The sequence below is a fragment of the Nocardia sp. CA-135398 genome (genome assembly GCF_050955845.1).
In the GTDB taxonomy this organism is placed as follows: domain Bacteria; phylum Actinomycetota; class Actinomycetes; order Mycobacteriales; family Mycobacteriaceae; genus Nocardia.
Map to the genome: position 1 here is coordinate 730,024 of NZ_CP192084.1, position 20,607 is coordinate 750,630.

A 20,607-nucleotide genomic window follows, 5' to 3' on the forward strand; every position below is an offset into this window, starting at 1 on the left:
GATGGTGACATCCCACGAACCCAAACAGGACCGCAGCCGGGCCACCCGGCAGCGCCTGCTGGAGGCGACCATCGACTGCCTGGCCGAAATGGGCTGGGCGGCGGCCACGGTCTCGGTCGTCGCGGAACGGGCGGGGGTGTCGCGTGGTGCGGCCCAGCATCACTTCCCGACCAGGGAAGACCTGATCACCGGCGCACTCGAGTACATGTTCGACAGCCGCACCCAGCAGGCCAAGGACGAGGCGAATGCGGTGGCGGCGCTGTCCGTCGGGGTCGAGCGCACCGAGGCGGTGGTGGCAGGGCTGGTCGACTCCTACACCAGCCCGCTGTTCAAGGCGGCGCTGCAGGTGTGGACGCATGCGGCCGCCGATCCCGCGCTGCGCGAGCGAATTGTGCCGCTGGAGGCCAAATTCGGTCGCATATCGCATCGGCGGGCCGTGGAAGCGTTGGGCGTGGACGATGCTGATCCGGTCGCCCACCACCTCGTTCAGGCGACCCTCGATATGGCGCGCGGACTCGGGCTGGCCGATGTCCTGACCGATGACTCGGCGCGCCGCAAGCAGATCGTGGCGCAATGGGCGGCCACACTGCACGCCGCATTGACTTCCCCACCGCGCTGAGCCCGTCCCCCTACTGGGGCCGGGCTGTGCCGGGCCGGAGCCGAATTGCCGGTGGAGGTGATCGCCTGGCTGGAGTCGAGTTGCTGGGTCGGAGTCGGGTTGCTGGGCCGGGCTGGCTCGCAAGTGGAGCTGATTGCCTGGCCGAGTCGGGTTGCCGGGCCTGAGCTGAGTCCGCTGGCCGAGTCGGGTTGCCGGGCCGAGCTGAGTCGCCGGGCCCGAGCTGAGCCGCCGGGCGGATCAGGCGTGACTGCTCAGTCCTCGCTGGGATCCTTTGCCGGTGATACGTGTCGGAACCACGCGGCCGTCTCATCCGCGGTGAGCACCCGCTCGAACGTCAGGTCGCCGACCATATTCGGGAAGAAGCGTCCGGCTGGCCAACTGCGTTGGTACGGAGGCGGGTCCAGCACCAGCAGGCGGGTGCCGTCGACGACCGGAATGTCGGAAGGCGTGCCCTCGTTCCAGATCCAGCTGCCATCCGGCGCGACCAGATTGAACGATCCGGTGGTGTGCACCATGCCGGGCATATCGCGGCACATGGCCACCGCCTCCGCCGCCGGTGCCGCACCGGGAATATGTCCGCCGCCGATGAGGGCGTCGGCGAGCAGGGTGTGCAATTGGAAGTTGTCGCCGATGCCGGTCATGCGCATGGCGTAGCCGGTGCCGCTCTCGCGGTGCAGCACGATGACCGGCTCGTCGTCCAGCACGATCAGCGCGTAGCCGAAGCATTTGTCCCACCGGTCGGAGATTTCGCCGAGGGCGTCGTGCCGCTCCCGGATGATTTCGCGACCGGAGTTTCCGAACTTCTGCCGAACTTCCTTGTGCGACAACATGGCCAGCGCCGCCCGGTGCCAATCGTCGAGCGTCCACCACGACAGCGTCGGGGCGAAGCCGAAGTATTCGAACAATTCCGGATCCAGCTCGACCTGCTCCGGATCGGGCGCATCGCCGACCTCGGCGGCCGCCCACAGTTGCGCGAATTCCGTTGCGCTGTCGAGGGATTTGGCGAGGTTCCCGAGTACGCTGGGCGCGCACGCCACCGGATCCGCACCACCCTCGACGCACGCGCCGATGAGGACCGCGATATTCGCTTGCGGTCCCGGCTGTACATCTGTCAGCACACCGGCGAGCAGTTTCCCACCCTGTGCCAACTCCGGCGGAGTCGCCGATTCGTATAGCCGATGCATCTCCCGGTGGGCTTGTTCCTGCGCCGCCGGGTCCTGCGCATGTACCGCGCGTTCGAAGTCGAATACGGCATCAATGAAGCGATCGGTAGTCGAGCTCATACCGGCACGCTAACACCTTGCCGTACAACGACTTTCGTTCGACTAGCAGAGGCCTTGCTGCTGCATGTGCCCTTCATCGACCGCGTAGGAGGTGGAACCGATGAGGACGCCGAGGATACCGCCGATGACCAATCCCGGAATCGCGCCGACGAAGAAAAGCGGCAGACCCGCGATGCCGCCGATGGTCGCGCCGAGCAGACCGCCGACCAGCGTCCTGACCTCGATGGTGTCGCCGGGAGCCAGGCACTGCCCGATGAGGTTGGCCTGCGGGGTCGGTTCGGCTGCCGCGACGATCGGCGCGGTCGCGACCGGTGCGGTCGGCTCCGGTGATTCGCCCGGTGCGGCCGATGCGGTCGAGGCGAAGCCGACGGTGAGCGCGATGGCGACCAGCGCACCGATGACGGTCAGAACGAATCTCGAAATGCTTCTCACGTTTTTCCTGGTGGTTCGAAAGTTGGCGGCAACTGGATCATCATTCCCGGAGTTCCCGGCGTGCGAAAGGGTTTCGGATGAATGTCGCATTAAGAGGATTTCGAGGAAGCAGGTCAAGATATCTCGAGGAACGGTCCGAAACGCCATGTCACACTCGCGCCCCCGGCGTCGTCATCACTGTGAAACCGGAACAACGCAGCGAAACACAGGAGCGGGAATCATGTCGAATATCAAGAAGATCGCGGTGGCCGGAGCGACCGGACGGCTGGGCCGCCATGTGGTGGATGTGCTGAACGAGCAGGGACACGAGGTCGTCGCATTCTCCCGCGCCAACGGGGTGGATATCGAGACCGGCGTCGGGCTCGTGGAAGCACTCGATGGTGTGGACGTCGTCATCGACGCATCCAGCACGCCGTCCGCGGACCAGACCATCGCGACCGAATTCTTCCGGGCCGCGGCCCGCAACCTGCACGAGGCCGGGCAGAAGGCCGGTGTCGAGCGGCTGGTCGTGGTGTCCATTATCGGCATCGACGGATCGCGTGCCGGATACAACGCCGCGAAGCTGGCGCATGAGGCCGCGCTGCTGGAAGGGCCGCTGCCGGTACAGATTCTGCGGGCCGCCCAGTTCCACGAGTTGGTCGAGGTGATGATGCAGTGGGGAACCCAAGGCGACGTCGCCTATCTCCCGAAGATGCGCACCCAGCTGGTAGCGGCGCGTGCGGTGGCCGAGGCGCTCGTGGAATTGGCGGTGAATCCGCTGCCGGACTCGATCGACCGGCCCTTCCCGGAGATCGCGGGTCCGCAGCCGGAGACGATGGCGGGTGCGGCCGGGCTGCTCGCGGCAAAGCTCGGTGCGCCCGCGCGGGTCATCGAGTCGAGTGATCCGGCGAACCCGGATCGCGAGCAGTACGAGAACGGTGGGCTGCTGGCGGGCGCGCATGCCGAGTTGGCGGGTCCGACGTTCGCCGAGTGGCTCGAAGCGACATACGCGTGAGCACAACGCAATTCGCCCGGTGCGTGGCCACCGGGCGAATTGCCGTGCGCGTCAGTCCCACAGTGGTTTTCGGGACCCGCACCCCGATGCGGGGCTCCCCGAGGTGGTGCGGATCCCGCCACAGTGGATCAGTGGGCGGCGGTCAGGTCGTAGAGGGTGATGCCGTCGACTTCGGTCGCGGTGAAGTGCTCTTCCACCCACTTGCTGATCTCGCTGCTGGTGCCGGAACGGCCGAAACCGAATCCGCCGTCCTCGCCGCCGCGATTGCCGCTGCCGATGAAGTAGTGGATCTTTCCATCGGCGACATACTGCTCGAACTGGTCCAGTGTCGGCGACGGATCGCTGCCGTTGAAGCCGCCGACCGGCATGACCGGTAGTTCGGTGGCCAGCTGGAATCCGGCGGCACTGTTGGAGCCGGTGGCGGCGGCGACCCAGGTGTAGTCGGAGCCATTGTTTTCCAGCAGTGCGATGACCTTCTCGCTCGGTCTGCTCGCGCCGAGCAGACCACCGGCCGGGCCGCCCATCATCGGATTGCCTGCTTCGCTGGTCCCTCGCTCGCCACCCTGAACGCCGTTGCGTGCGGGGCCATTCGTGTTGCGGCCATCCGCATTTCGTCCACCCGGCATACCGCCACCGAAGCCGCCTTCGGAGTTGGCTTCGGCCCAGGGCGGAGGAGGTCCGAACATTCCGAACCGCCCGACATTCGGTCCCGCCGACGGGATCCCGCCCTCGTGTCCGGTGGAAATGGTCTGGGCGGAATATGCGACGGGCCCGGCCAATCCGGTGAATGCGGCGGCCAACGCCGCGACCAGCGCCAGCTTCCGTGGTGCGGGCAGCAGCACCGCGATCGCCGCGAGCACACCGATCACCAGCACCGCCCAGCGCAGCCACGGCACGAAGCTCGAACTGCGCGACAACAACATCCACGAGGTCGCCGTGGTCAGGCCGACCGCGAGCCCCGCGAACAACCGGACCCACAGCCGGTGCCGATCCCGCCACAGCTGAACCGCGCCGATACCGACCAGTGCGGCGACCGCCGGAGCCAGCGCCACCGTGTAGTACTGGTGGAAGATGCCCGCCATGAAGCTGAAGGTCAGCCCGGTCACCAGCAGCCAGCCACCCCACAGGATCAGTGCCGCGCGCCGTACGTCGGTGCGAGCAGCCTTGCCGCGCAACAGAATTCCCGCGACGAGTGCGACCGATGCGGCGGGGATGAGCCAGGCGATCTGACCGCCCTGCGCCGGTTCGAACATCCGGGTGATCCCGGTGCTGCCCCACATGCTGCCACCGCCGCCGCGCGGCATATCGCCACCGCCAGGCGTGACGCTGCCGCGTTCGTTGCCGTTCAACCGGCCGAGACCGTTGTAGCCGAGGGTGAGCTCGACGATCGAATTACCGTGCGACCCACCGATCCACGGCCGCGAAGATGCGGGCCATAGTTCGACCGTGAGCAGCCACCAACCCGCCGCGACGATCATCGACAATCCCGCCGCGAGCAGCTGCACGATCCGCTTGCCGAGCTTGGGCGGACCGGCGAACAGATAGGTCAGCGCCAGTGGCGGCACCACCAGCAGTACCTGCAATTGCTTGGTGAGGAACCCGAATCCGATGAAGACACCGGTGAGCACCAACCAGCGGGTGCGCCCGTCCTCGACCGCCCTTGTCATCGCCCAGGCCGCCGCGACCATCAGGAAAACCAGCAGCGCATCCGGGTTGTTGAACCGGAACATCAGTGCGGCGACGGGCGTCACCGCGAGCGCCAGTCCGGCAATGAGCCCGGCCGCCGGGCCGAAGGGCCTGCGCACCGTCGCCCACACCAGTGCCACCGAGGCGACGCCGAGCAGTACCTCCGGAATCAGGATGGTCCAGGAATTCAGTCCGAACGCCCGCACCGATAGTTCCATCAGCCACAGCGAGGCCGGTGGTTTGTCGACGGTGATCGAGTTCGCGGCATCCGAGGAGCCGAAGAAGAAGGCCTTCCATGACTTCGAACCCGCCTGCACCGCGGCGGAATAGAAGGAATTCGCCCAACCGCTGGCGCTGAGGTTGCACAGGTATGCGATTCCGGTCCCGAGCAGCAGTGCGGCCAATGCCGGGTATTCCCAGCCGATCTCGCGTATGCGGCGCGATCGCGACGGTACCGCTGTCGACGGTGGCGTGAGCGTAGCCGTCACTGCTGTCCGCCCTCGGTGACCAGCGCCGTGCGGGTGGCCGTCGGGTTACGGAAGACCCAGCGCAGGCCGACGAATCGGATCAGCGTGGCAATGAGATTGGCAACCACAAGTACGAACAATTCCAGATGCACGGCGGCATCGGGGGCCCATCGGTGCAGGGCGAACAACGAGCCGCTGGTGACCAATAGGCCGAAGCCGAATATCAGCAGACCTTGGAATTGATGCGACACCACGCCATTCGAGCCACGCACCCCGAAGGTGAAGGCACGATTGGCGGCGGTATTGCCGACCGCGGTGATCAGCAGCGCGACGAAGTTCGCGACCTGTGCGCCGGTCATGGGCTGCAACACCAGGTACAGCAGCATATAGGCGAGCGTGGAGACGACGCCGACTATCGCGAACCGCACCATCTGCCCGACCATCCCCAACGGCACACCGGGCACCAGTGGTTCCCGCCCGACCGAGCGGCGCAGCTCGTCCAATGGCAGCGCACCGGTCGTCAGCCCGCGCAGCAGTCGCCATACGCCGAGCAGGTCCTTACGCGCGGTATCGATGATGTCGACCCGGCTGTCCGGATCGTCGATCCAGTCGACCGGCACCTCGTGTATGCGTAGCCCGACTCGCTCGGCCAGCACCAAGAGTTCGGTATCGAAGAACCATTCACCGTCTTGCACGAGCGGCAGCAGCCGCCGCGCCACATCGGTGCGCATCGCCTTGAAACCGCACTGCGCATCCGAAAAGCGTGCCTGCAGTGACGCTTTCAGGATCAGGTTGTAGCAACGCGAGATGAACTCGCGCTTGGGGCCGCGCACCACCCGCGACGCCGCGTCGAGCCGGGTGCCGATAGCCAGATCGGAGTGGCCCGAGATCAGCGGAGCGACCAAGGGCAGCAGCGCATTCAGGTCGGTGGACAGATCCACGTCCATGTAGGCGACGACCTGGGCGTCGGAGTGCTCCCACACCGCGCGCAGTGCGCGGCCACGGCCCTTGGCGTCGAGGTGCACGACCCGCACGTCATCGAGTTCGTCCGCGAGCAGCTGGGCGACCTGCATGGTGTCATCGGTGCTCGCGTTGTCGGCTACGGTGATCCGCGCCGGGAACGGGAATCCGTCACGCAGGTAGGCGTGCAGCCGCCGCACGCAGATGCCCAGGTCGGCCTCTTCGTTGTAGACGGGGATCACGACGTCCAGCACGGGCGTGATCACCTTTTCGGTCATTTCCGCCCGGTGCGCGGCGGTCGTCGATTCGGTCATGGTGACCACCCTCGCGAACCGCGCTGGACCCTGGCTGGGCCCTACCTGTGAGGTTCCTGGGGACCGCGGCTAGCGCAGCCGCCGAACCCGCAGCACGGTGTCGGTACGCAGCCCCACCTGCCCCTCCGGCCCGGTAATTTCCCGCTCGACCGCATCCTTGGTCTCGACGCTCCAATCCGCCCCGAGCGCGAGGCCGTCGAGCACCTCATCCATGGTCGGAAAGTGCACGTCATGGCGGTCCTCGATAAACGAAGGCCAACCCGCATGCCCCGCGATCAGCAAAACCCCGCCGACGCCCACCGCCTCCGCGGCCCGCCGCAAAACCTTGGTCCGCTCGTCGTCCTGCGCCACCGGTGAATGAAAGAACTGCGCCGAAACCAGATCGAACTCTCCGTCCGGAAACGATTGCGCCAGATCATGTTCGGCGAACGTGATGCGCTCCCCGACACCGGCCTCGTCGGCATGCGCCGCCGCTCGCCGCAGCGCTGTCACGGACACATCGACCGCGGTGACCCGCCATCCCCGCGCCGCAAGCCAAACAGCGTCCGCACCCTCACCGCAGCCGAGGTCCAATGCCGTCCCCGGCTCGAGCTCCGCCGCCTCACGCACCAACAGCGGATTGGGCTTCCCGGTCCAAATCTGATCTCGATCCTGATAGAACCCCTCCCAGAACTCTTGGGTGCCGGTTGCGGTGCCCTCGCTCATGTGTCGCACTCCCATCGATATCGCGTATCTCGACCCTGTTCGCATCATGTACGCCCGGCCCGCGACAACGCCAACTTCGTTGCCGTTTCGGCAACCGCGTCCGCCGAGGCGCGCGGCGGAGGTTGGTACGGTCGGATTCGTGATGCGCAGTGGGCGGGGAGTAGATGCGGGGACGCCCAGGCGGGTCGATGCACGGACCGAGCGGTGGCGCGAGCACCGGGTAAAGGTTCGGGCGGAGTTCGTGGATGCGGCGTTTCGGGCGCTGGACAAATTCGGGCCCGAGGTGAGCATGGGGGATATCGCGAAGGAGGCCGGGGCGGCCAAGCCTAAGCTTTATCGGCACTTCGAGGACAAGACGGATCTGTACAACGCGATTGTCGACCGGGTGCGCGACGTGCTGTGGGAGCGGATAGTTTCCAGCGCCGATCTGACCAACGATTCGGCGCGCGAGTTGATTCGACGGGGCGCGGCCGAATATGTGCTCGTGGTATCCGAGCACCCCAATGTCTTTCGGTTCATGCTGCACAGCCATTTCACGCAGCGGGCCGATGAATCCGAGCGGGCACTGCAGTCGGCTCGACAATCGGCCAAGCGGGCCGCCGATCTGTTCACCGGACTGCTCGCCGACAAATCCGTCGAAGTGTCCAGCGTCGAACTCGTCAATTATTCGGTGTTCGGTGCGGTGGCCTCGGCCACCGACTGGTGGCTGGGCGCGAACCGGCTACAGGCACACACCATGCCCAGCGAGAAATTCATCGTCTACCTGGCCGAGATCATCTCCGCACTGGCCGAGGCCAATGCGCGGCTCAACGGCATCCGCATCGACGCCGACCAACCGCTGCACCTCGCATTCGCCAACGACTGATCTGTACCCACCGGTGGCACCGACCGCGAGCGCGCCATCAGCGGTCGGCTCCCGCATCCACTCCCGCATCCACTTCGAACCACATCGTTCTCGTCGACCGCATCATCGAGGCCAACGGTGTCTGCGATGCCCACAGTATGACCCCACCCACCGACAAGTTTCGGCGTCGCGGCTGTCAGGAGTGGGAGAGCCGCCAGAGCGGGGAGACGGGGCCGTGGCCTGCGCCGAGGTCGTATGAGGCGGCCAGACAGCGGTAGGTCCAGTCCTTGGCGAATTCGACGGCATCGGGAACCGAGTAACCGTTGGCGAGGGCGCATGCGATGGCCGCGGCCAAGGTGTCGCCGCCGCCGTGGTCGTTGCCGGTGGTGATTCGCGGCGCGGTGAATTCCAGGAAACGATCGCCGTCGAAGAGCAGATCGGTGCTCACCGTCGAGGACCGCAGATGGCCGCCCTTGACGATCGCCCATTGCGCCCCGAGCTTGTGCAGCGCCTGCGCCGCCTGCCGCGCCGATGCATCGTCGGTGACCTCGATTCCGGTGATCAGCCGTACCTCGTCGAGATTCGGCGTCACCACCGTGGCCAGCGGAATCAGCGTGTGCCGCACCGCGTCCAGCGCCTCCTCGTGCAGCAGCGGATCGCCGTGCATGGATGCCGCGACCGGATCCACCACCAACGGCGTCCGATCCCTGCCGATCCCCACTTCCTGACACACCGCCGCGACCGACTCGATGATCGCGGTCGAGGCCAACATGCCGGTCTTGGCCGCGCCGACCCCGATATCCCCGACCACGGCCCGCACCTGATCGGCCACGACCTGCGGCGGAATCTCGTGGAACCCGCTCACCCCGACCGAGTTCTGCACCGTCACCGCGGCCACCGCCACACACGCGTGCACCCCGCACAGGGCCATGGTCCGCGAATCGGCCTGAATGCCCGCGCCGCCACCGGAGTCGGTCCCGGCGATAGTGAGGACGCGAACCGGGGTCTGCCCATCGGGCACGAGCGGCAGGAATTTCACATCCCAGACCCTACTCAGCGTCGCCCCGACCATTCCGATCTGCCCGATCGCATACCTGTGCAGCGCATAGGTATGCGCGTTGGATCGGACGAATGTCCCTCACCTTGCACTGGTTTCTGCCAACCGATGGCGGCAGCTGCGATGTCGTCGGCGGTGGTCACGGTGCGTACGCAGCGAACTCCGCGGGCGACCGTCCGCCCAGGGTGGAACACTTCGGCCAGATCGCGGCGGCCGCCGAGGCGCTCGGCTTCGACGCGGTCCTGACCCCGGCCGACGTGTGGTGCGAGGACGAGTGGCTCACCACCGCGTGCTATGTCCGCACCGGCACCGTGCGGAAGCACCGAGAGCTGGAAGTCGTGTCGTCCTGATGGCGGTATCCACCGAACCGGTCCGCGTGCACCGCTTGACCCGAAATCTATTGCCGCTGTTGTCGGTTGCCGTCTTCCTCAGCGTGTGGCAACTCGTCGCCGCAGCCGAGATCTGGAACGAAACCTTTGTGCCGCATCCGATTACGGTGTGGCGGGCGGCCATCGACCTCTCGACCACGCACGATGGCGTCCGCGGCTATCAGGGCTATCTGCTGTGGGAGCACCTGTATATGACACTGCGCAGGGTGCTCGCGGGCGTCGTGGTCGGTGTCGCTATCGGCGTTGCGCTGGGTGTGGCCATGGGCACCATCGGCTGGCTGCGCGGCATTCTCGAGCCGTGGCTCACCTTCCTGCGGACCCTGCCGCCGCTGGCCTACTTCTTCCTGCTGGTGATCTGGCTCGGCATCGATGAAGCGCCGAAGGTGACCCTGCTGGCCCTCGCGGCACTGCCCGCGGCGGCGATTGCCACCACGACGGCAGTGGCGGCGGCGCCGATCGGATTGGTCGAGTCCGCGCGAGCGCTTGGCGCGACCCGTACGCAGGTGATTCGCGATGTGGTGTTCCCGGCCGCGCTGCCCGAGACCTTCACCGGTGTGCGGCTCGCGGTCGGCATGGCGTATTCGTCGGTGGTCGCCGCGGAGCTGTTCAACGGCCTGCCCGGCATCGGCGGCGTGGTGAAGGACGCGAGCAATTACAACAACACCCCTGTTGTGCTGGTCGGCATTGCCGCGATCGGGATTTCGGGATTGGTCATCGATGGCCTGCTGCGCGCGGTGGAACGCCGCGCGGTGCCGTGGAGAGGAAAGATATGAGTTACCAGTCGTTTTCCAGACGCGTCCTGCGCGCGGTGGCCGCGGCCGTCACCGGAGCGGTGGCCTTCGCCGGATGCGCCGTCGACCACTCCGGCACCGACGACAGCAAGCCGACCATTCGCATTGCGTACCAAAGCTTTCCGAGCGGCGACCTGGTCGTGAAGAACAATCGGTGGCTGGAGACCGAACTGCCCGGCTACAACATCAAATGGACCAAATTCGACTCCGGCGCCGATGTGAACACCGCCTTCATCGCCAAGCAGGTCGACTTCGGCGCATTGGGTTCCAGCCCGGTCGCCCGCGGTCTGTCCGCGCCGCTGAATATTCCGTACCAGGTCGCCTTCGTGCTCGATGTCGCGGGCGACAATGAAGCGTTGGTGGCGCGCAATGGAACCGGCATCGAATCGATCGCCGACCTGAAGGGCAAGCGCATCGGCACCGCCTTCGCCTCGACCGCGCACTACAGCCTGCTCGCCGCGCTGGATCGAAACAGGTTGAGCGCCAATGATGTCAAGCTCGTCGATCTGCAACCCCAGGCATCGCTGGCGGCCTGGGAGCGCGGCGATGTCGATGCCGTGTACACCTGGCTGCCCACCCTGGACCAGTTGCGCAAGACCGGCAAAACCCTGATCACCAGCCGGGAACTCGCGACCGCTGGCAAACCGACCCTCGACCTGGGCGTGGTCTCCAAGGAATTCGCCGAGGCCCATCCCGATGTGGTCGATACCTGGCGCAAGGTGCAGGCACGAGCCCTGGACACGATCAAGAACCGCCCCGACGAGGCGGCGAAGGCGGTATCGGCCGAAATCGGTCTCAGCACACAGGATGCCGCGCAGCAGTTGGGGCAGGGCGTATTCCTGACCACGGAACAGCTCACCTCCAAGGAGTGGCTGGGCACCGAGGGCGCGGTCGGCGATATCGCGGTGAGTCTGCATAGTGCGGCCGAATTCCTGGTGGCGCAGAAGCAGATTCCGGCCGCGCCGTCGCTGGAGGCGATTCGGGACGGCATCTATGTCAAGGGATTGCCCAGTGTCCTCGGCAGCTGAAGAACTCGCGGTGCCGGCTCGAGCGCCGATCACCGAGGGCGGCATCGGAATTCGCAATGTCTCGCACCGCTACGGCCGCGGCGCGCAAACGGTCACCGCGGTCGGGCCGATCGATCTCGATGTGCCGCCGGGCGAATTCCTCGTCCTGGTCGGCGCGTCCGGCTGCGGTAAGAGCACCCTGCTTCGCCTGATCGCGGGCTTCGAAACCGCGACCGAGGGCAGTATCGAGGTCTCCGGCGCGACACCGGTGCCAGGTAGATCCGGCGGCATGGTCTTCCAGCAGCCGCGGCTGTTTCCATGGAAGACCGTCGGCGGCAATATCGATCTGGCACTGAAATACGCAGGCGTGCGGCGTGATCGGCGGGCCGAGCGCCGAGCGGACCTGCTGCACCGGGTCGGCCTCGACGGCACCGCGGACCGCCGGATCTGGGAAATATCCGGCGGACAACAACAGCGCGTCGCGATCGCCCGAGCACTCGCGGCCGAGCACGCACTGCTGCTGCTCGACGAACCATTCGCCGCACTCGACGCCCTCACCAGGGAACGCCTGCAAGACGATCTGCGCCGCGTCGGACAGGGACGCACCGCGGTCTTCGTCACCCACAGTGCGGATGAGGCGGCCTTCCTCGGTTCGCGGGTGGTGGTGCTCAGCAAACGGCCGGGGCGGATCGCCCTCGATCTACCGGTCGACCTGCCGCGCACCGGTGCCGACGCGGATGAACTGCGCGCCTCCCCTGAGTTCGCCGCACTGCGCCGCGAGATCGGGCTCGCGGTGAAATCCGCGGCCGCCTGAACCCAATTAAATGAAAACCATTATCATTAAGGTGTGACCACTTCACCGACTCCTGACCTGCTGCCCGTCACCGTGCTCTCCGGCTTCCTGGGCGCGGGCAAGACGACTCTGCTCAACCACATCCTGGCCAATCGGGACGGTCGCCGCGTCGCGGTCATCGTCAATGACATGAGCGAGGTCAATATCGATGCCGCGCTCGTCGCCGGTCAGGGCCATCTCGATCGCACCGAGGAGAAGCTGGTCGAACTGACGAATGGCTGCATCTGCTGCACACTGCGCGAGGATCTGATCGAGGCGGTGGGCAAACTCGCTCGCGCGGGCCGCTTCGATCAGCTGGTCATCGAATCAACGGGCATTTCCGAGCCGATGCCGGTCGCCGCGACCTTCGACTGGGAATTCGAGGACGGCTTCAAACTCGGCGATATCGCTCGCCTGGACACCATGGTCACCGTGGTGGACGCCTCGACCTTCCTCGCCGAAATCGCCCGCGGGCAGGGCCTCGCCGAGCGGAATCTCGAAGCGGGCGAAGGCGATACGCGCACCATCGCCGACCTACTCGTCGATCAGGTCGAATTCGCCGATGTCCTGCTGATCAACAAGACCGACCTGGTCAGCACTGCTGCCGCCGGAACCGTGGAAGCGACTGTGCGACGACTGAATCCGCGCGCCCATGTGCTGCGCACCGAGAATGCAGCGGTGGATCTCGCGGAGGTCCTCGCGACCGGCCGCTACAACCCCGTCGTCGCCGCCGAATCCGATGGCTGGGCCGAGGAACTGGCGGGCGGCCACACCCCGGAAACCGAGGAATACGGCATCCGCAGCCTCACCTACACCGCCGAGCGTCCCTTCCACCCCGAACGCCTCGCCGATGCCCTCACCCAACTCCGAGGGCTGTTGCGCAGCAAGGGTTTCTGCTGGTTCGCCAGTCGCCCCGAACTCGCCGCCATCTGGTCCCAAGCCGGTCCCAACCTGACCTTCGAACCCGCCGCCTGGTGGTCCGCCCTGGAAGTTCCCGCCGGCCAGGAAATCGTCTTCATCGGCATCAAACTCGACACCACCCACATCCGCGCCCTCCTCGACGCCGCCCTCCTCACCGACGACGAACTCAGCGCGGGCCCCACCACCTGGACCACCTACCCCGACCCCTTCCCCGCCTGGGGCGCCCTCCACCAGCACTGACCTGGACGACTGCTCACCATGCATCCATGCGGGCAAACGTCGAGAGCGCCCCGCCACCACCGCATTCTCGGTCACTAGTTGGAGATGCCGGGGGACTGGTGGGTGTAGGTGGGGTCGGTGAGTTGGGTGAGCATGAAGGCGGCGATGTCGGCGCGGGAAATTTTGAGGGACAGGCCCTTGGCGTCGGCGGGGAAGCCCTGGCGGTAGGCGTCGGTGCGCGGGCCGTCGGTGAAGGCGCTCGGGCGGACGATGGTCCAGTCCAGGTTGCTGGCGCGGACGTATTTTTCCTGCTCGACGTGGTCGGCGTAGGCCTCGCGCAGCAGCATCCCGAACATCACGTACTTCCAGAGGAAGTTCAGGTTGCCGCGGCTGTCGCCGACACCGAGAGTGGTCTGGCAGATCAGGCGCCGCACCCCGGTCCGGTTCATCGCCTCGAGTACCGCGCGGGTGCCCTCGGCCCGGATGACGCCCTTACGGCCCGCGCCCAGCGAGATCAGCACCGCGTCCTGCCCGACCACGGCCCGCTCCACCGAATTCGTATCGAGTACATCGCCCTCGACGATGTGCAGCCGCTCGTGCCGCTGCTGCACACTCGCCGCATTGCGAGTAAAAGCGGTGACCTCGTGGCCCTGTTCGAGCGCCTGCTCGACGACCAGCCGACCGACGGTGCCGGTGGCTCCGAAGACTGCGATGCGCATGATGTTCTCCTGTGTTGGAAGTTGTTGAGCTGTTGGTGAATCCAGTACATCAACGGAGAACGAGACGAACCATGGCCGTGCGTCTCGAAGACATACGCACGTGTCTGAGCCCGCGCCCCGAAATCGGGACGCGGGCCGACGATCAGCGGTACTGCGCGAAGAACTCGGTGATCTCACCGGCCATCAAAGCGGGCGCGACGTGGTGCAGGTAGTGGGTGTACACGTCATGGGTCTTCCAGGACACGATATTGGCGTGATCGCGGTCCGCGAACCGGCGGATCCCGTGGAAATCACCATTCGATCCGGACAATGCCAGCGGGACCGTGGTCGGTTCGGTCGGCTGCTCCGCCTTGGCCTTCTCGAAGTAGTGCCGAATCGCGGAGCCGGCGGTGCCGGTGAGCCAATGGATCGCGATATTGGTGAGCACGAATTCGTCGTCCAGATCCGGACCGAGCAGCTGGCTGTTCCAGCCGATCAGCCCGGTCGGCGAATCCATCAGCGCATGCGCCAGCGTCTGCGGCTGCTGCGACTGCAGGATATTGAAGCCCATCTTGTTTTTGACGAACCAATCCAGCGTCGCCAGCGACTGCTGCTCGTCCTCGGTGAGGTCGGCCAGTTCCGTCGGATCGCCGGACGGGAACGAGTACACCTGCGAAACCTGAATGCCGACAACGTTTTCCGGCGCTACCCGCCCGAGTTCCGGTGAGATCTGCGCACCACCGTCATTGCCTACGGCGCCGTACTTCGCATACCCGAGCCGCCGCATCAGCTCGGCCCAAGCCTTGGCGATGCGCTGATCGTTCCAGCCGGATTCCGTTGTCGGACCGGAGAATCCGTAGCCCGGCACCGACGGAATGACCAGATCGAATCCGGCCGCCGTCAACGGCTCGATGACACCGAGGAATTCGACGAACGTGCCCGGCCACCCGTGGGTCAGGATCAGCGGAAAGGCATTGTCCTGCTGCGACTTCACGTGCAGGAAGTGGATGTTCTGACCGTCGATCTCGGTGCTGAACTGCGGGTAGGCGTTCAGTTTCGCCTCGACCTCGCGCCAGTCGAACCCGTCGCGCCAGTAGTTCACCAGATGCCGCACCCGATCCACGCTCACCCCGTAGGTGTCATCCGAACCCGGAATCTGATCCGCCCAGCGGGTACGGGCCAGCCGGTTCTGCAGGTCGTCCAGCTCGGCTTGGTCGATCTGGATGGTGAAGGGGGTGATGGCGTTCATCTCTACTCCTTGTGAAACGGAATGCTTCGTTCTGTTTAAACGGTATCAGAACGGATCATTCCGTTTCAAGTGCTAATCTGAACTCATGCCGAAAACATCCGATGCCCCAGCTCGGAAGGGTCTGCCCGGGCGCAAGGCGCAGGCCGCCCGCAATGACGGGCTCATCCTCGAGGCCGCCCGCGCGGTCTTCCTCGCCGATGCCAATGCCCCCATCGCCGCCGTCGCCGAGCGCGCGGGCGTTGGCATCAGCGCCCTCTATCGCCGCTATCCGAGTAAGGAGGTGCTGCTGCGCACCCTCTGCCATGAGGGTCTGCGTCGCTATAACGCCGAAGCCGATGCGGCACTGGAGGATTCGGATGGCTGGCGCGGCCTGGTCGGGTTCCTGGAGCGGGTGGTCGACGCGGATGTGCACTCGCTGACCGTGCATCTGGCAGGCACGTTCACACCGGACGATTCGATGCTCCCGGACGTCACGCATTCGGGTGAGGTCACCGAAGAACTGGTGCGGCGTGCACACGCTTCCGGTCGGCTGCGTGCTGATGCCAATGCCAACGACCTCGGTCTCGTCCTGGAATCCTGCGCGGCCATCGCCATGCCGGACCAGGCCCGAACCGCGGAACTACGCAGGCGCGTGCTCGCCATGCTGATCGCGGGGCTCTCGGGAAAAGGTGAACTGCCCGGTCCACCGCCGGAGGCGGGCGAATTCGCGTGGCGCTGGAAACCGCGCTTGTGACCGGGACATCAGGCGTGCTTGTTGCCGGTGGATGTCCAGGATGCGTCGGGCCGTGCGAGGGGTTGGATCGCGCGGCCGTCGACCCATGCGGTCCAACCGTTGTTGCAGGCGATATGCGCCCAGTCCCCGGCGCGGCCGAGGATCTGGAGTTCGACGCCGGGATCGATGCTGGTGAGAGGGCCGAGGCTCGGATCGGGTGCGGCCCATGCGTCCAATCCGCCCTCGGGTACCAGGTGGGTCGGGTACCAGGGTGCGGCGAGGGGTTCGATGGCGCGGCCGTCGACCCATCCGGTCCAGCCGTTGTTGCAGGCGATATGCGCCCAGTCGCCGGAGCGCTCGAGGATCTCCAGTTCGACCCGCGGGTCGATGTGGGCGACGGGCGGCCGCGTCGAGTCGGGATCGGCCCATGCGGGCATGCCGTTGTCGGGCACCTGGTGGGTCGGATGAAACGCCGCTGTGCCGCCGCGCTCGACCACCGGCACGACCTCCGTGGGTACGGCGGACGCGTCGAATGCCGGTATGCCACCGGCGAACGGCTTGACCACCGCGGGATCCAGCACATCTCGCACCAGACGGAGCGCGACTTCGGTTGTGGTCTCGAACAATTCGACACGTGGATTGCGTGCCGTCAGCCCGCTCCACACCGCGAACCGGGTCGTGAATGTGGAACGGAACACCGTGAAATGGGCGAGCGCGTCCTTTTTCGTTGCCGCACCGGTCATTACGGCTATGCTCCCGATCGTCAACAGCTGACCGAACGACCGCGCCACGGCGGTCCCGGCATCGGTGAATCGATAGCTACCGAGCGCCTCCAGTCGGACCAGGCCGAGCAACGCCAGCCGCGCCAGTCCTTCCGGCATCCGACCGGCCGCCGCCGCGAGCGATACCGGTGCGGCTGCCTGGGTGGCGGACAAGGCCCAACGGGTGTCGCCAGAGGCCAGTCCCTTGGCGAGTTGCTCCTCCAGCTCGAGTGCCCGCAACTCCAGCGGTCCGGGCGCGACGTTTCGACGCAGGACCCCGGCCAGGCGGGCCTCTTGGGCCGCATCGGCGGCGGCGAGCAGTGCGGCGAATGCGATGAGATCGAGGTCGATCGGCGGTGATGCGAATCCGGGGCCGTAGGAGCTGAGATCGAGCAGTTGGTCGACCAGCGAGGTGGCCTGGGTGAGCGTCGGCACGATGGTGAAATCGAAGCCGTCGTCGCCGGTTCCGGCCTGCATGACGAAGGTGTCGTCTTCGTCCCCGCGCAGCACCAGCGCCGCTATCCAGTCGTCCTGCCCGACGTGGTTGGTGGTGATGGATGTGGTGTGGGCGGGATCGGCGGCGATCCGCAGTGCTCCCGCCGCGGGTCCGGTGAGTCGGTCGTCCGCTTCGAGCAGTCCGGTGTCCCGCAGCGTCGCTACCGGGTCGTCCGGCGGGGTCGTCAGCGGCAGGGCGGACTGCGGTCCCGGCTTCAGCCCAGCGATGGACACGGCCGCGGCGAGTTGGTCCGGGGCCAGTCGGAAGCGCATCAACATCGTCGACTCCTTCCCGCGCCCTGGCCGCTGCGCGACAGCGGCTCGGTGGGCATTACCGCACCGTCCTGGCTGCGCAGGATGCCGCGGCGGCCGAAGAAGCCCAGGTACGGGCGCTCGCGCACCTTCGTCGGCAACCGCAACGCCCGGTCGCTCCAGGCCGGTAGCGGCGCGACCGCAAGCACGCCGAGCAGGGCGCAAAATTCAGCAAGACCCGGACCGCGAACCATTGCGCGAGTGGTATCGGTCGCCGGGCCCGGTGTCCGCGGTGCGCGGTTTGCTGCCGGGTGTCCAGTCATCAGGGTTCTTGGGTCGACCGAATCACATTTATGGTTTCACATGCGGCGATTGCTCAGCAACATGCCGTTCGGTGGTCTCGACCTGCGCAGTTCGGATCCGGTCGGCGGCGCTTCAGCCTTGGTCCGCATCTGCCGCGCAACCCGATCCGGCTGTACGGGCGCGGCGGGTCGCAGCCGAGCTAGCGCGGTCCCAGGAACAGCGTTTGGGTGCTTCGGCCGAGCGGGCCCTTTTCGTCGAAGAGCGCCGACTCGGCCAAGCCGATGCCGTGCGGTTGGGGATAGGTGGCGGCATCCAGGCAGACCCATTCGCCGACCGGCTGTCGGTGCAGGGTGACCGTGAGATCGGTATTGATGAACAGGTATTGGTTCCAATCCAGCACCCGGCTGACGCCGTTGCCCGAATCCGCCGCGGCGAGAGTGCGTTCCAGCGGACTCGGCGTAGTACCCGCGACGATCGGATACTTCAGCCTGATCCAGCAGATCGCCGGGCCGGGATCTTCGAAGGACCCGGCGACGAAGCGGTAGTCGATACCGGTGTGAAAACCGACGGACTGGGTCGACGGAAAGTGCGAGGGCACCGCCTGATCCGGTCCGGGACGGACACCGGTCGGCAGAAACCGCTCGGGCAATTCGAGCTCGGGCTCGGCGAGTTTGAATCGCCAGGCATTGGCTCGCATGACCGGTCCGCGATCGGTGGACAAGGTCGCCTCGATCAGCTCCACGCTGCGTCCGGGGCGGGCCACACTGGTCGTCACCGTCAGCGGCTGCAAGGGAACCGGGCCGAGGATTTCCACCGCGACCCGCCCGATCTGGAATCCGGCCCGCGGCGCACACCGCTCGATGGCGTGCCCGAGCAGCGCCGACGGTGGTCCGGCATGCTGGGCGTCGGGCGACCACGGACCGCGGGTCAGTTCGGTCGAGACGAACCGATCCGGATTCGCCGGATCTGGGGTGTAGAAGGCGTCGGTCACGTCGTTGTCCCGTTCCGCTGGGTTGTTCGTACGGTTAACGATTCTGCTACGACGCTACTCGGCGGCGATCGGCCGCCACCGCTATGCCCGGCCGAAGGCGAGGGCGACATGTTGACGAACACCTCGGGCAAACGAAAAACCCTGTTTCGGCGGCACTTTGCACGCCGAAACAGGGTTTTTCGATGAGATGCGTCAGGCGAGCGCGATCGTCGCGCAGAGTGCGGCGACGGCAACGAACTGCAGGGCTACCCGGCCGTTGATCACGCTGTTCCACTTGTCCTGCAGCGCACGGGCATTCGCCGGAATGACGCCGGAGTGCGCCGCGGCGGTCTGCTGGGTGTTCACCGGCTTCGCGACCCGAACGTAGATTCCGAGCCAGGTCACCAGCGCCAGCACGGCGATACCCGCCGCGACCGCCGCCGCCGCGTGGCCGCCGATGGCCGCGAGAGCCGTTGCCGCAACGGCGGTTACCACACCACTGATGCCGACGATCGGCATTCGGCGGTCACCGTAGTAGTGACCCCACCCCGCCGACATGGTCACGGTGCGGTCGTCCAGCTTGTCGTACACCGACCGCGTGATCAGGGCGAAGCAGGCGTCGGTGCCGTAGACGACGGCGTTCGCGAGGACCGAGACGATGGCGACGACCTGGATGAGTGTGGTGATCATGAGCTGTTCCGTTCTCTGCTGTAGCGTTGTTAGAGAATCTAGCAACGCTAGATCAGTGCGTCAACCCGTATCGCTGCATTGTGAGCCCGTTGCTACTGGCGCCGGATGGTCGCGGCGACCTCGCGCCGCGGCTGGCAATCGATCGGCCCCGCTCGTCATCGGCGGTGCCGTGGTGATGGTCGGCTCCGCTGTGTGGTGATGATCTTTAAGGGCGTGGGCTAGGTGGAACCTGAATGATTCGATGCGCGATCAAATCCTCGGCGTGCGACGCATTCGATGTATCTGGCGACCGCCTCACACATCTCGGCGGGAATCAGGGGGTTCGGTGTGGATGGTGCCCAAGGGGATTTCGGGTCGCCGGAAACTACTGACCGAATCCATTTTCGAGTAGATCGAACAACTCGCGGAACGCGCTCACCGGATCTTCCCTGGTGCGAGCGACTTTGGCGGCCTCCAGTGCGAAGTGGGCGAGTCCCGCGGCGGCGAGATCGTCCTCCGGTGCGCCGGTCGCCTCGGCTATCGCGGCCGCCAATGCGGATTCGTGTCGCAGCAGCATCTGGTGGGCGTACTCGCGCAGCGCGGGCGTCGAGTCGACGAGTCGATGAAAGGCCACGATGGCGGGATCGTCATTGCGCGCGGTGCGGGTGCGCATCAGATAGTCGCGCACGGCGTGGATGACCGATGCTCCGGCGGGCCGGTCGCGAACGGCCGCGACCAAATCGGCCTCGATATCCGCGTCCAGGTCGAAGACGAGGGATTCCTTACTGGGGAAATGCTTGAACAGCGTGCTCAGCGACACATCCGCCGCCTCGGCGACCTCACGGACGCCGACATTGTCGTAGCCGCGTTCGGTGAACAGCTTTGTCGCGGCATCGGCCAAGGCCTGGCGCGTCTGCGCCTTCTTGCGCTCCCTGCGCCCGATCGTCGCGGTCATGCCACAACTGTACCCGTTTGGGC

General features: G+C 66.2%; 22 protein-coding genes. 9 read left to right on the top strand and 13 right to left on the bottom strand.

What is annotated here, in order from left to right:
- Position 1: 1 nt before the first annotated feature.
- Positions 2–619: a TetR/AcrR family transcriptional regulator gene (locus tag ACQP1T_RS03330; protein WP_433758478.1), complete on the top strand. Its 618-nt coding sequence runs from the start codon at positions 2–4 to the stop codon at positions 617–619.
- 251 nt (positions 620–870) lie between these two features.
- Here ACQP1T_RS03330 and ACQP1T_RS03335 read toward each other — a convergent pair whose 3' ends face one another.
- Positions 871–1,902, bottom strand: a complete 1,032-nt coding sequence (locus tag ACQP1T_RS03335) for a hypothetical protein (protein WP_433758479.1) — start codon at positions 1,900–1,902, stop codon at positions 871–873.
- 42 nt (positions 1,903–1,944) lie between these two features.
- Positions 1,945–2,334 (bottom strand): hypothetical protein, encoded by a 390-nt coding sequence (locus tag ACQP1T_RS03340; protein WP_433758480.1) that lies wholly within the window; start codon positions 2,332–2,334, stop codon positions 1,945–1,947.
- Positions 2,335–2,554: 220 nt separating this feature from the next.
- Here ACQP1T_RS03340 and ACQP1T_RS03345 point away from each other — a divergent pair, with 220 nt between their 5' ends.
- On the top strand, positions 2,555–3,328 hold the full coding sequence (locus ACQP1T_RS03345; protein WP_433758481.1) for an SDR family oxidoreductase: 774 nt from the start codon (positions 2,555–2,557) through the stop codon (positions 3,326–3,328).
- A gap of 128 nt (positions 3,329–3,456) precedes the next feature.
- On the opposite strand, the gene ACQP1T_RS03350 is transcribed toward ACQP1T_RS03345, so the two are convergent.
- The 3 genes from ACQP1T_RS03350 to ACQP1T_RS03360 all read right to left on the bottom strand — a co-directional run bounded on the left by ACQP1T_RS03350 (position 3,457) and on the right by ACQP1T_RS03360 (position 7,460).
- Positions 3,457–5,502: an ArnT family glycosyltransferase gene (locus tag ACQP1T_RS03350; protein WP_433758482.1), complete on the bottom strand. Its 2,046-nt coding sequence runs from the start codon at positions 5,500–5,502 to the stop codon at positions 3,457–3,459.
- Positions 5,499–6,755, bottom strand: coding sequence for a glycosyltransferase (locus ACQP1T_RS03355; RefSeq protein WP_433758483.1), 1,257 nt, complete (start codon positions 6,753–6,755; stop codon positions 5,499–5,501). The genes ACQP1T_RS03350 and ACQP1T_RS03355 overlap by 4 nt, the downstream gene beginning before the upstream one ends.
- Before the next feature lie 69 nt (positions 6,756–6,824).
- Complete coding sequence (locus ACQP1T_RS03360) at positions 6,825–7,460, bottom strand: SAM-dependent methyltransferase (protein WP_433758484.1); 636 nt, start codon at positions 7,458–7,460, stop codon at positions 6,825–6,827.
- Positions 7,461–7,701: 241 nt separating this feature from the next.
- Between ACQP1T_RS03360 and ACQP1T_RS03365 the strand changes: the two genes are divergently transcribed.
- Positions 7,702–8,325 carry a TetR/AcrR family transcriptional regulator gene (locus ACQP1T_RS03365; protein WP_433758485.1) on the top strand — a complete coding sequence of 208 codons (624 nt, stop codon included), beginning with the start codon at positions 7,702–7,704 and terminating at the stop codon, positions 8,323–8,325.
- A 175-nt stretch (positions 8,326–8,500) separates the two neighbouring features.
- Here ACQP1T_RS03365 and thiD read toward each other — a convergent pair whose 3' ends face one another.
- Entirely contained in the window at positions 8,501–9,343 is an 843-nt protein-coding gene (gene thiD / locus ACQP1T_RS03370) for a bifunctional hydroxymethylpyrimidine kinase/phosphomethylpyrimidine kinase (RefSeq protein ID WP_433758486.1), read from the bottom strand.
- A gap of 92 nt (positions 9,344–9,435) precedes the next feature.
- Here thiD and ACQP1T_RS03375 point away from each other — a divergent pair, with 92 nt between their 5' ends.
- The 5 genes from ACQP1T_RS03375 to ACQP1T_RS03395 are packed head-to-tail and all read left to right on the top strand — an operon-like array spanning position 9,436 to position 13,541.
- A complete protein-coding gene (locus ACQP1T_RS03375; protein WP_433758487.1) occupies positions 9,436–9,711 on the top strand; it encodes a hypothetical protein in 276 nt (91 codons plus the stop codon).
- Entirely contained in the window at positions 9,711–10,523 is an 813-nt protein-coding gene (locus ACQP1T_RS03380; protein ID WP_433758488.1) for an ABC transporter permease, read from the top strand. The genes ACQP1T_RS03375 and ACQP1T_RS03380 overlap by 1 nt, the downstream gene beginning before the upstream one ends.
- Positions 10,520–11,569: a taurine ABC transporter substrate-binding protein gene (locus ACQP1T_RS03385; protein ID WP_433758490.1), complete on the top strand. Its 1,050-nt coding sequence runs from the start codon at positions 10,520–10,522 to the stop codon at positions 11,567–11,569. Before ACQP1T_RS03380 ends, ACQP1T_RS03385 begins: the two co-directional genes overlap by 4 nt.
- Positions 11,553–12,362, top strand: coding sequence for an ABC transporter ATP-binding protein (locus tag ACQP1T_RS03390; protein WP_433758491.1), 810 nt, complete (start codon positions 11,553–11,555; stop codon positions 12,360–12,362). The genes ACQP1T_RS03385 and ACQP1T_RS03390 overlap by 17 nt, the downstream gene beginning before the upstream one ends.
- 33 nt (positions 12,363–12,395) lie before the next feature.
- Positions 12,396–13,541, top strand: a complete 1,146-nt coding sequence (locus ACQP1T_RS03395) for a GTP-binding protein (RefSeq protein WP_433758492.1) — start codon at positions 12,396–12,398, stop codon at positions 13,539–13,541.
- A 74-nt stretch (positions 13,542–13,615) separates the two neighbouring features.
- Here ACQP1T_RS03395 and ACQP1T_RS03400 read toward each other — a convergent pair whose 3' ends face one another.
- Entirely contained in the window at positions 13,616–14,239 is a 624-nt protein-coding gene (locus tag ACQP1T_RS03400; RefSeq protein WP_433758493.1) for an NAD(P)-dependent oxidoreductase, read from the bottom strand.
- Positions 14,240–14,381: 142 nt separating this feature from the next.
- Positions 14,382–15,467 (bottom strand): epoxide hydrolase family protein, encoded by a 1,086-nt coding sequence (locus ACQP1T_RS03405; RefSeq protein ID WP_433758494.1) that lies wholly within the window; start codon positions 15,465–15,467, stop codon positions 14,382–14,384.
- Positions 15,468–15,552: 85 nt separating this feature from the next.
- Between ACQP1T_RS03405 and ACQP1T_RS03410 the strand changes: the two genes are divergently transcribed.
- Positions 15,553–16,200: a TetR/AcrR family transcriptional regulator gene (locus ACQP1T_RS03410; protein WP_433758495.1), complete on the top strand. Its 648-nt coding sequence runs from the start codon at positions 15,553–15,555 to the stop codon at positions 16,198–16,200.
- An 8-nt stretch (positions 16,201–16,208) separates the two neighbouring features.
- On the opposite strand, the gene ACQP1T_RS03415 is transcribed toward ACQP1T_RS03410, so the two are convergent.
- The 5 genes from ACQP1T_RS03415 to ACQP1T_RS03435 form a co-directional block, all read right to left on the bottom strand.
- A complete protein-coding gene (locus tag ACQP1T_RS03415) occupies positions 16,209–17,714 on the bottom strand; it encodes an SH3 domain-containing protein (RefSeq protein ID WP_433758496.1) in 1,506 nt (501 codons plus the stop codon).
- Positions 17,708–17,941, bottom strand: coding sequence for a hypothetical protein (locus ACQP1T_RS03420; RefSeq protein WP_433758497.1), 234 nt, complete (start codon positions 17,939–17,941; stop codon positions 17,708–17,710). The genes ACQP1T_RS03415 and ACQP1T_RS03420 overlap by 7 nt, the downstream gene beginning before the upstream one ends.
- A gap of 248 nt (positions 17,942–18,189) precedes the next feature.
- Positions 18,190–18,981 (bottom strand): thioesterase family protein, encoded by a 792-nt coding sequence (locus ACQP1T_RS03425; RefSeq protein ID WP_433758498.1) that lies wholly within the window; start codon positions 18,979–18,981, stop codon positions 18,190–18,192.
- Positions 18,982–19,173: 192 nt separating this feature from the next.
- Positions 19,174–19,650 carry a DUF1772 domain-containing protein gene (locus tag ACQP1T_RS03430; RefSeq protein WP_433758499.1) on the bottom strand — a complete coding sequence of 159 codons (477 nt, stop codon included), beginning with the start codon at positions 19,648–19,650 and terminating at the stop codon, positions 19,174–19,176.
- A 364-nt stretch (positions 19,651–20,014) separates the two neighbouring features.
- Entirely contained in the window at positions 20,015–20,584 is a 570-nt protein-coding gene (locus tag ACQP1T_RS03435) for a TetR/AcrR family transcriptional regulator (RefSeq protein ID WP_433758500.1), read from the bottom strand.
- Positions 20,585–20,607 lie beyond the last annotated feature (23 nt).